Raw genomic sequence first — 10,764 nt, forward strand, 5'->3', positions numbered from 1 at the left:
CCTAACCAACCAGTTAGACAAGGATGCCTCGACAATGGTGCCTGATGATAGTGCCTAACATTACGTTATTAAGGAAATGAAATAATGTTGCTGCCTTTTTTTGCTGTGGTCGTGGGTTTGGTGCTGCTTGTATGGAGCGCTGAAAAATTTATTGATGGCGCCGCAGCTACCTCCCGATGGTTAGGGCTATCGCCTTTGTTAATTGGCATGCTGGTGATTGGTTTTGGCACCTCTGCACCCGAAATGATGGTGTCTGTGTTAGCGGCCATACAAGGAAATCCTGGTTTAGCGGTAGGTAACGCCTACGGTTCAAATATCGCAAATATTGGCCTTGTTTTAGGTTTTGTTGCGTTGATTGCTCCTTTAGCGGTGCATTCCGGCGTGATCCGCAAGGAGATGCCACTGTTGATAGGTGTCATGCTGCTGACAGGTTATATGCTATATGACGGTTGGATTTCTCGCGGAGAAGCCATCTTATTGCTAGGTGCGCTGGCGCTCTTTATTGGGGTTAGTATTGTTCGTTCACGGGGACAGCAAGATGATCCGCTAGTCGGTGAAGTAGCAGAGGCGCTTGATAGTAAGGCCATGTCGCGTGGCAAAGCGATTATGTGGACGTTAATTGGGTTGATACTGTTGATCGCAAGCTCGCGCATCTTAGTGTGGGGAGCGGTCGAAATAGCGGTAGCGTTTGGGGTTAGTGACTTAATTATTGGCTTAACCGTCGTAGCAATAGGAACATCCTTACCAGAGCTTGCATCTTCTATTAGCGCTTTACGGCGCAAAGAGCATGATATGGTGTTGGGTAATGTAGTCGGTTCTAATTTATTTAATAGCTTGGCAGTGGTAGGCCTTGCCGGCGTCATCACTCCAATTGAAGTGGGGCGTGAAGTGTTAATTCGCGATTGGAGTGTTATGACCTTCATGACCTTGATGATGGTGTTTTTCGCGTTTTCTTGGCGCGGTCGCCCACGGCGTATAAACCGTATTGAAGGCGGCATGCTGTTCTCTATGTTTATTGCTTATACCGGCTATATGGTCAGCATTGTGGTGATGTCTTAGCCCCGCCGATAATTTACTGCGTCAATGCGACACAGTCTGTAAAAAGAACTAGCGGTGTATAATGTTTGTCACAACGTCAACTTGCAACACATTCAATGACCAAGCTTGGAGCTGTGTCGCTGTCATCAGGTTTAGCACTTAAAAGCAGCACCAGCGATGCTCAACTAAGCTTGTGTGACCCAGTAATGGGATGCTTATTCAGGTCTTAGGAGAGTGTGATGGAACTTGATCCCCTCGTGCTATCACGAATTCAGTTTGCCTTCGTAGTATCATTTCACGCGATCTTTCCAGTTTTCACCATTGGTCTAGCTTCTTACATAGCGCTACTCCATGGGCTTTTCTTCAAAACCAATAACCCTGCTTGGGATCGTCTATCGCTGTTCTGGACAAAGGTGTTTGCGGTTGTCTTTGGCATGGGAGTGGTGTCTGGCATTGTCATGTCGTTTCAGTTCGGCACCAACTGGAGTAACTTTTCGCAAGCGGCGTCAAATTTTCTAGGTCCGGTATTAAGCTATGAAGTTGTGACAGCTTTCTTCTTAGAAGCGGCCTTTCTTGGTGTGCTGTTATTTGGGCGCGGTAAAGTGCCTCAGGGCGTCCACTTATTTGCAGCCATTATGGTAGCGGTAGGCACCTTTATTTCCTCTTTCTGGATTTTGTCGGCAAACAGCTGGATGCACACGCCAGCCGGGGTGGAGTTAATTGATAACCGCTTTCATGTGACCTCATGGCTACAGGCAATTTTTAATCCGTCCTTCCCCTACCGTTTTGCCCATATGGCTATGGCATCATTTTTAACCGGCGGTTTTGTGGTGGCTGGTGTAAGTGCTTGGTTCTTGCTTCGTGGTCGCGATCTAGAGGCTAACCGCCGAGCGTTGTCGATGTGTTTATGGTTACTACTGTTTCTCGCCCCGGCGCAGGCTGTGGTGGGTGATTTTCACGGCCTCAATACCTTAGAGCATCAGCCAACAAAAGTTGCAGCAATGGAGGGCCATTGGGAAACCTCAACGAATGTGCCCCTCCTGTTGTTTGCAATTCCTGATCAGGAAGCACAAAAAAATCACTTTGAACTGGGTATTCCAAATCTAGCCAGCATTATTCTTACTCATTCACCCGAAGGCGAGATTCCTGGTATTACAGAAGTGGCACCAAATGAGCAGCCACCGGTTCTCATCGTGTTCTGGGCATTTCGTGTGATGGTGGGAATAGGGTTGCTAATGATTGCCACCGCGCTGGTTGGTTTACTTATGCGGCGTAAAGGACGGGTGTATCAGCATTCGGCCTACTTGAAAGCATTAGTCTGCATGATACCCATGCCTTTTGTGGCAGTGCTGGCAGGTTGGGTTGTCACTGAGTCCGGACGGGCGCCTTGGTTGGTATACGGCATTATGACTCATGCGGAAGGTTTAACGCCGTCACTTACTGGGCCAATGGCGCTGTTTACGTTGGTCGGCTATGTGCTGGTCTATGCGGTGGTGTTTTACGCTGGTATTTATTACCTCACACGCGTGGTGCGCAACGGTATGTTGCCTGAAGATAAGCGGGAAACTACGTCAGAAAATTTCAAACGTCCGATGCGGCCCTTTTCCGCAGCGCATACGCCTTTTGATGAGGATGTTGACCCGGCAAGGAGTTAACGATTGGAGTGTCTGCTCGAACGTTAATGATGATACCTGTCACGTCCATTTGAAACGGAAGCAAAACATGATGACTAAGTGTGTCTGGTTTGATAGGCGTTCTCCTGTGGTTGTATTTGTCTTAGGTGTATCCATTCTTGGCAAGGCGCGACCATAAGTGAGGAGTGCCGTTAACGTGATGGTGACATCTAATATAGATCAGGTAATGCCGATAACTTCGCGCTCATGGTTGAATTCCCTCGCTCGGCATGAGCAAAAAAAACTTACGCTAGCAGCGATATGGGGGGTACTGGCGGGTAGTCATACGGTGCTACTTGTGGTGGGGCTGGCGTGGCTCGTCGATCAGCTCGTTATTCATGGCCGCTCGCCAGCATCGCTAACCGTTTTTTTCCTTGGGTTGATGGCGGTGGTGCTGCTTCGCTCACTATTTCAAGCAATGCAAGAAGCCAATAGTGCAGAGGCAAGTCTTCGTATCCGTCAGCATGCGCGGGAGGAGTTGTTAAATAAAGTAGCGGCGCTTGGGCCAGTTTGGCTTACTCGCCAACAGAGTGGCGCGATAGCGACTCAGGCGGTAGAGCATATTGAAGCGTTAGACGGCTATTTCGCGCGTTTTTATCCGCAGATGAGGATTGTGGTCGCATTACCGTTGCTGATTCTTTGCATTGTTGGATGGTTGGACTATCTTGTCGCCCTCTTTTTATTGCTTTCAGCGCCGCTTATTCCTCTTTTTATGGCGTTGGTGGGAATGGGCGCTGAACGCTTGAACCGTGATCAATTCATGGCCGTTTCGCGTTTGTCAGCCCACTTTGTAGATCGGGTCAGGGGAATGACGACGCTCCAGTTGTTTGGCCATACCAAATCAGCACAAAAAGAGGTTTGGTATGCCACTGATGATTATCGACGACTAAGTATGCGCACACTGCGATTAGCGTTTTTATCATCAGCAGTGCTTGAGTTTTTTGCATCCGTAGCAATTGCTGTTGTAGCAATGTATGTCGGCTTTGGCCTGTTAGGCTATATCGACTATGGGCCATCTTCTTCTCTAACCCTCTTTACTGGGCTAGCCGTTTTGCTGCTAGCACCAGAGTTTTTCCAGCCTTTACGAACGCTATCCCAACATTATCATGATCGCGCGGCAGCATTAGGGGCAGCTGAAAGTGTAGTAGCGGTACTTAACGAACAAGATCTAGTGCCTTCAGCCCCATCGCCGCCGCATGCTGAGGATGCAGTCATTGAGCTTTGCCAAGCTGGCATCGGGTATGAGGGGCGTGCCACGGTATTGGCCGCTCTTGATGCCACCATATGGCGTGGTGATGTGGTGGCGATCACTGGTGAGTCGGGGAGCGGTAAATCATCCCTTATAGCATTAATGGCTGGTTTTATGATGCCCAGCAGCGGCGAATGCCGCTATCGCCATGGTGGGCAAGTCGCCTGGCTGGATCAAACCCCTTGCATCATTCAGGGAAGCCTTGCCGACAACTTGCGCTTAGCCGCCCCTGAGGCGGATCAAGCGTCAATGGTCCGAGCACTGCAACGAGCGGGGCTGGGTGAGCTGTTGTCACAGTTGCCTGATGGCCTACAAAGCCAGGTAGGCGAGCGTGGTGTTGGCCTGTCTGGTGGTCAAGCGCAACGCCTTACATTGGCGCGTGTATACCTTAGCGAAGCACCGCTGGTGTTGTTAGATGAGCCAACGGCAAGCCTAGATGCTGTTACTGAGCAGGCTGTCATTCAAGCGCTGTTAGATTGGGCAAAGGAAGGTCGTACGCTAGTTATTGCAACACATCATCCTGCAGTGGTAGCCGTTGCTAATCGCCATTTTATCTGCCAAGCAGGTCAGCTTATTGAGGCGGCGGTATGAAGCAACTTTATCGCGATATAAAGCCGTGGCTACTGATATTATTGCGCCGCCGGCTGCGTTTTTTTGTTGGGGCGTTATTGGTGTGGATAACGCTGCTGGCAGGGCTTTCCTTATTAGGACTGTCGGGTTGGTTCATTACCGCCTGTGCGCTGGCCGGCATAGCGCTAGCGGCTGGTTTGCCTGCTACTTTGGATATTTATGTTCCTGGTGGGGGGATTCGTTTTTTTGCACTGTTACGAACGGTGGCGCGTTACGCGGAGCGTCTTTATAACCATAATACTGTACTGACATTGTTAGCTGATTTGCGCTACCGCGTGTTTAGTGATTTAACACGACTGGATGAAGCAGCTCTAAAGCGCCGCCGAGCCAGTGAATGGCTAAGTCGCTTGACGTCAGATATTGATACGCTTGATAACTTGTATCTACGTTTGCTAATTCCACCGGTTGCTGGTCTGTTAAGCATACTTGTTATATCTGGCTTCATCGCTATTTGGTTGCCTTTGTTGGGCAGTTTAATAGCCGCCGTATTAAGTGTGCTATGGCTTATGGTAACGCTTGGTTATGCGTGGCTTGGTTTTGGCAATAGCTATCAGCAGGTTAATGATCAAGACGAGTTACGCCGTCTGGTGCTTGATCAAGTACAAGCCTCGGCTGAGCTAATGAGCTACCAGACCAACGATTGGTATCGTATGCGGGTTAATCAACACGAAGACCAAGCGCTTAGTAATCAGCGTCAGCTTGCCTATAAATCGGCCATCGGGAATGCGCTCGTATTGGCGGTAACTGGTTTGTTGGTAGTTGGCGTATTATGGCTAGGCAGCTTCACCGTGGCGGCTGGTCAGGTAGCAGGGCCCATCGTTGTTATGGCAGTTATCGCAGTACTGGGCATCAATGAGGTTTTTACTTCGCTGCCTAATGCCTTTCTTAAAGCCGGTGCCAGCTATGGGGCGGCTCGGCGATTAAATACACTAACTACTATAGTGAGTGAGTTGCCGTCGATGACTTTGCCTGATGCTTCTCGTGGGCATCCAGTGGCGTTTAATAATGTTTCTTTTCGTTATCCCGATACAGCTTACTCGGTGCTGTCTGATATTACATTCCACTTACCAGCCGGAGAGCGAGCAGTGATAACGGGTATCTCTGGAGCAGGCAAGTCAACGTTGGCTAACCTTATTATGGGTAGAATATCGGCTTCACAGGGAGAGGTTTACGTTGCCAGCTGTGCGCCTTCAGGCGTTACTGTAGAAAGCCGCGCCAAACATTTTACGCTGCTCACGCAGCAGGTTGATCTTTTTGATGGTTCGTTAGCAGCAAATCTTCGTATTGCAAAGCCAGAGGCAAGCGATGATCAGCTATGGGAAGTTCTCTCTCAAGTTGCACTAGATGATTGGGCAAAGCAGCAGCCAAAGCAGCTTAAGACCCAAGTTGGCGAAAAAGGCCAGCAACTTTCAGGGGGGCAGGCGCGTAGAGTGGCTCTGGCTCGTGTTTTATTGCGCGATCCAGCGGTGGTGCTTTTAGACGAACCCTTTGCTGGAGTAGATGCATTAACAGCCATGCACATTGCTAACTCCCTGGATCGTTGGCTTATTGGCCGAACAGTGATCTATTTTGTTCACCAGGTGGAGGAGCCAGCGTTATTGCCCGGCGTTAACTATCACTGGCGACTTGCTGAGGGGAAGTTAAATACGGATACTCTTGATAATATTGGAAATAATTTATCCTAATGTTAGGAGTCTCGTATGCATGAATTTCTTCTCCAGCTCCCTAAGGTAGAGCTCCATTTGCACATCGAAGGCTCTCTTGAGCCTGAGCTAATGTTTGAGCTTGCCAAGCGAAATGGTATTGAGCTTCCTTATGCGACGGTTAAAGAGGCAAAAGCAGCCTATGAATTTAGTGACCTCCAGGGGTTTTTGAATCTTTACTATCAAGGCATGAATGTACTGCGCACGGAGCAGGATTTTTATGACCTGGCGATAGATTATTTCCAATGTGCTCGTGGGGAAGGGGTAGTGCATATTGATATGCATTTTGATCCACAGGCCCACCTCCAGCGTGGCATTCCCCTTGAGGTTGTGATGGCGGGCTTACTTCGTGCCAAGGAAGAGGCAGAGGCATCGCTTGATTTGTCTGTCGGTATGATTATGGCTTTTTTGCGTGACCGTCCTGTTGAAGAAGCGCTTCGAGTGCTGGAAAACGCTGCGCCGTACTGGAAGTTTATAGATGCTATTGGTTTAGACAGCGCAGAGCGTGATAACCCTCCGGCAAAGTTCCAGGCGCTTTTCAAGCGGGCCAAAGAGATTGGCTTAGTACGGGTTGCTCATGCAGGAGAGGAGGGACCTGCTGACTATATCGCCGAAGCGCTGGATATCCTTGACGTTCAGCGAATTGACCATGGAGTTCGTTGTCTTGAAAGCGACATCGTGGTTGAGCGGCTAAGGGAGAGCCAAATAGTACTAACGGTTTGCCCACTCTCTAACGTCAGTCTAAAAGTGGTTGATGATCTTCGAAATCACCCTCTTCCGCATTTGCTTAAAAAGGGGTTGAAGGTAACGATTAGTTCTGATGACCCAGCTTACTTTGGTGGCGGGCTGCTAGCTAACCATCTTGCTTGTGCAGACGCACTTGGTTGGGATGCAGATGTCTTCCGTTTGCTGAATCGAAATGCTATCGAAGAAGCTTTTACCAGCGACCAGCGGCGCAAAGAGCTTATGCATCGTCTTGAAAGCGCCTAATGTACCTTGAACCCGCCAGTTCTTGGCGGGTTCAAGGCACTACGATTAATTGCGAAGGTTTATAACAGCCAGTTTATGGAAGGGCTGGCACTTCAAAATCGGGCATGTCGCCGGTAAGCGTATGCAAAAACGCAGTGATGTTATTAACCGTAGTTTCATCAAACTCACGACCAAGCATTTCTTGTCCCATGATGGTAACAGCTTCTTCCAGTGTCTCAGTAGCGCCGTTATTCATGTAGGGATAAGTAACCGCAACATTACGTAAGGTGGGCGTTCTGAAACGATATTTGTCGCTTTCTTCGCCAGTAACAGTAAAGCGGCCTAAGTCGGTAGAGCCAGGCACCTGAATAGCATGGAACTGGCTATCTGTCAGTGCCGGTCCACGGTGACAAGCGATGCAGCCATTATCAACGAAAGCAACCATGCCATCTTTGGCCTCGTCGCTTATTGCTTCAGCATCGCCATGCAAGTAACGATCAAAAGGCGAGTTTGGTGTGTTTAGTGTGCGCTGAAATGTAGCCAGAGAGTGCGCCAAGTTATCAGCATTGATCGGCTCTTCGTCATTGGGGAAAGCCGCTTCAAATTTTTCCTGATAGAGATCGAATTCGGTGAGTCGCTCAAGCGCAGTCTCAAGGTCCATCGCCATTTCAACGTCGGCTTCGATGGGGCCTAATGCTTGACCCTCTAGGTCTGGCTCACGGCCATCCCAGAATTGTGAACCTAAGAAGCCGCTGTTTAGTACGGTAGGTGTGTTACGTTCACCCACTTGGCCGTCATGACCAGTGGCGCGCGGAATACGGTCAGCCCAGCCTAATGCTGGGTTATGGCAAGTAGCGCAGCTGATGACGCCACTAGATGAAATGCGCGGCTCAAAAAACAGCATATTGCCCAGTTCAATTTTTTCGGGCGTCATTGAGTTATTTGCAGGTATCGGCGGCAAGTGTGGTAGTGCTTCAAAACGGTCTTTGTAGCTTTGTAAGTCGTCATCTGCTGTTGCCATGCCGATAGGAACCATGGCGGCAGCGGCCACTACGACGGGTAGTATTTTTTTCATATGGATCTCCCCCTTGCCTCAATCACTCTCTAATGAGAGTTGCTTGGCTAGTTAAGCTAGCCTTAATCCTTAGTAAGGATTAATTTCAGTTAAAAAACAAGCCAGTGATCAGGTCAAAAAAGGGAAACCTTGAGCTAGATCAGATACTGGTTGTATTTTAATGTCTACATTAAGTATGGTCATGAAAACTAAGGGCAATACCTGAAAATTTTAGTAAGGTTCTGGGTGTATGATGCATATGAAATTCAATGTTGAGGAGCCTTTCATCCACTAGAAGAATTTGTGTCATAGATCATTTTATACCCTCACGAACAGTCTTGAGATGTGGCATAACCCCGGTAGAGTGCTTATGAGGGCTATCAGTCTATTTTGTCCTGTTGTTAGTTGTTATTCGAGTCGGTCTACATTTTATATATTTATTTGCCAACTAGATGCTTTTGAAAAATTTAGCTTTATTACCTCGGAAGGCTATGTATGAAGGGATATAGGTATCCAAAAATAGCGGAATCAGAAGTCACTCCCAAACATGTTTTTGAAAATCGCCGTCGTTTCCTTCAACACAGTGCTGCATTTGGTGCTGTCATGAGCTTTGCGCCAGGAATGTTAATGCCCAACACGGCAAGTGCATGGCAGCGAACATTGGCAGATAAAATACAGCAAGGCGTTAGTAATCAAGATTTTGCCGAGGGTGAGTCGCTAACTTCAGTCAATGATGCAACGACTTACAATAATTTTTACGAATTTGGTGTTCGTAAAAGTGATCCCGAAGTGTACGGTCACAAGCTTCAAACAGACCCGTGGCGTGTCAGCATTGAAGGCGAGTTTGAAAATACAGCTAGCGTCTATTTAGAAGACATACTCCGTCGCTATATGCTGGAAGAAAGAATTTACCGCCTTCGTTGTGTTGAAACATGGTCAATGGTGATCCCTTGGTTAGGTTTTCCGCTTGCTAACTTGCTAACGCATTATGGGTTGACGTCACGCGCTAATTACATTGAATTTGAATCCATTTTTGACCCTGATAACTTACGTGGTCAGCGACGCTCAATGATTGATTGGCCTTACCGTGAAGCGTTAAGAATTGATGAGGCAATGCATCCCTTAACCATGATCGCGGTGGGTATGTATGGGGAAAAAATGCCCAATCAAAATGGGGCTCCTATGCGCTTGGTGGTGCCTTGGAAGTATGGTTTCAAAAGCATCAAGTCAGTAGTGGCGATTCGAGCCCTTGAAGAAAAGCCGACGCCATCTTGGGTGGCTAAAAATCCTGAAGAGTACGGTTTTTATGCCAATGTAAACCCAGAGGTCGACCATCCACGCTGGTCACAGGCGCGTGAACGGCGCATTGGAGAAGGTGGGCGCAGAGAAACGCTAATGTTTAATGGCTATGCTGATGAAGTAGCCCAGTTGTACACTGGGATGGATCTTCAAAAACACTACTGATTTAAAAAAGCGAACCTCCGCAATTTTTTAATACGCAACCAGTGACGGCATGCCAGCAAGATTATGGGAAATGCTCTATCGGCAGGCGCTGAACGTGCCGCTCTACAGCATGCCCTAAAGTAGCGGGAGGAAGGTTTCTTAATGTTGTTTGATTCATCTAAGGTTTTACTGTTTCGCTACTTTGTCCTTTGTATAGGTATAGCGCCTGGAATCATCTTTGCTTGGTTGTGGGTAAATAGCGGTTTGGGAGCTAACCCTGCCGAAGCAGCAGTGCATTTTACCGGTAAAACAGGCCTGGTTTTGCTGCTTATTACCATTGCGTTCAGTCCCGCGTTCAGATTGACCGGTTGGCGTGGTGTTATGGCAGCGCGGCGACAAATAGGGTTATGGGCTTTTTTTTGGCTGGTGGTGCATATGCTGACTTGGTTTGGCTGGGATCAATACTGGGATTGGCAGTGGATCTGGCATGATATATGGGCGTTACATTATGTCAGATATGGCGTTTTAGCGTTGCTATTGTTGGTGCCGTTGGCTGTAACATCATTTCAATGGTTTCCACAGCACATGGGTTGGAAGGCATGGCACTGGTTGCATCGCTTTATTTATCTCTCAGCTGGGCTGGGTATATACCACTTTTGGGAGCTTACTCGTGCCGATTATTTGGTGCCGTTTGTTTTCGGTTCGGTGTTAGCGTTTTTGGTTGTTTTTCGCCTGATTGACGCTCTAATTCATCGTCAGTAATGAACAAGCGGCTTCTGCTGCTAATGCTTGAATGATGCCTAACACTGCGAAAAACAATGCATAGTGTTTAAAATATCCGAGAAGGGGTTGACCGAGAAAAAAATATCGGTATGATACGCATCCATCGAACGGCGACGCCAATCGATAGCTCTTTAACAATTTGATCAGGTAATTCATGTGGGCGTTTGCCGATGAGGGTGATAAATCACCAAATATCAAGGCAAGCGGTCATGACAATGTAAA

General features: G+C 48.1%; 8 protein-coding genes. 7 read left to right on the forward strand and 1 reads right to left on the reverse strand.

Translation table 11 applies throughout. From position 1 onward, the window contains the following. Positions 1-84: 84 nt before the first annotated feature. From CR46_RS0101555 to CR46_RS0101575, 5 genes are all read left to right on the forward strand, one after another. Complete coding sequence (locus CR46_RS0101555) at positions 85-1,059, forward strand: calcium/sodium antiporter (protein ID WP_030069472.1); 975 nt, start codon at positions 85-87, stop codon at positions 1,057-1,059. A gap of 218 nt (positions 1,060-1,277) precedes the next feature. After that, entirely contained in the window at positions 1,278-2,693 is a 1,416-nt protein-coding gene (locus tag CR46_RS0101560) for a cytochrome ubiquinol oxidase subunit I (protein WP_030069474.1), read from the forward strand. A 178-nt stretch (positions 2,694-2,871) separates the two neighbouring features. Beyond that, positions 2,872-4,551: a thiol reductant ABC exporter subunit CydD gene (cydD, locus tag CR46_RS0101565; protein ID WP_030069476.1), complete on the forward strand. Its 1,680-nt coding sequence runs from the start codon at positions 2,872-2,874 to the stop codon at positions 4,549-4,551. Further along, complete coding sequence (gene cydC / locus CR46_RS0101570) at positions 4,548-6,275, forward strand: thiol reductant ABC exporter subunit CydC (RefSeq protein WP_030069479.1); 1,728 nt, start codon at positions 4,548-4,550, stop codon at positions 6,273-6,275. The genes cydD and cydC overlap by 4 nt, the downstream gene beginning before the upstream one ends. 15 nt (positions 6,276-6,290) lie before the next feature. After that, positions 6,291-7,283 carry an adenosine deaminase gene (locus tag CR46_RS0101575; RefSeq protein ID WP_030069481.1) on the forward strand — a complete coding sequence of 331 codons (993 nt, stop codon included), beginning with the start codon at positions 6,291-6,293 and terminating at the stop codon, positions 7,281-7,283. A 73-nt stretch (positions 7,284-7,356) separates the two neighbouring features. On the opposite strand, the gene CR46_RS0101580 is transcribed toward CR46_RS0101575, so the two are convergent. Beyond that, the gene (locus CR46_RS0101580; protein ID WP_030069483.1) at positions 7,357-8,337 is read right to left on the reverse strand and encodes a cytochrome-c peroxidase; all 981 of its coding nucleotides are present in this window, start codon (positions 8,335-8,337) and stop codon (positions 7,357-7,359) included. A 474-nt stretch (positions 8,338-8,811) separates the two neighbouring features. Between CR46_RS0101580 and msrP the strand changes: the two genes are divergently transcribed. Then, positions 8,812-9,780 carry a protein-methionine-sulfoxide reductase catalytic subunit MsrP gene (gene msrP, locus CR46_RS0101585; RefSeq protein ID WP_030069485.1) on the forward strand — a complete coding sequence of 323 codons (969 nt, stop codon included), beginning with the start codon at positions 8,812-8,814 and terminating at the stop codon, positions 9,778-9,780. Positions 9,781-9,921: 141 nt separating this feature from the next. Continuing rightward, a complete protein-coding gene (locus tag CR46_RS0101590; protein WP_030069487.1) occupies positions 9,922-10,521 on the forward strand; it encodes a protein-methionine-sulfoxide reductase heme-binding subunit MsrQ in 600 nt (199 codons plus the stop codon). Positions 10,522-10,764: the final 243 nt, after the last annotated feature.

It is taken from the genome of Vreelandella neptunia, assembly GCF_000712975.1.
GTDB lineage: Bacteria > Pseudomonadota > Gammaproteobacteria > Pseudomonadales > Halomonadaceae > Vreelandella > Vreelandella qaidamensis.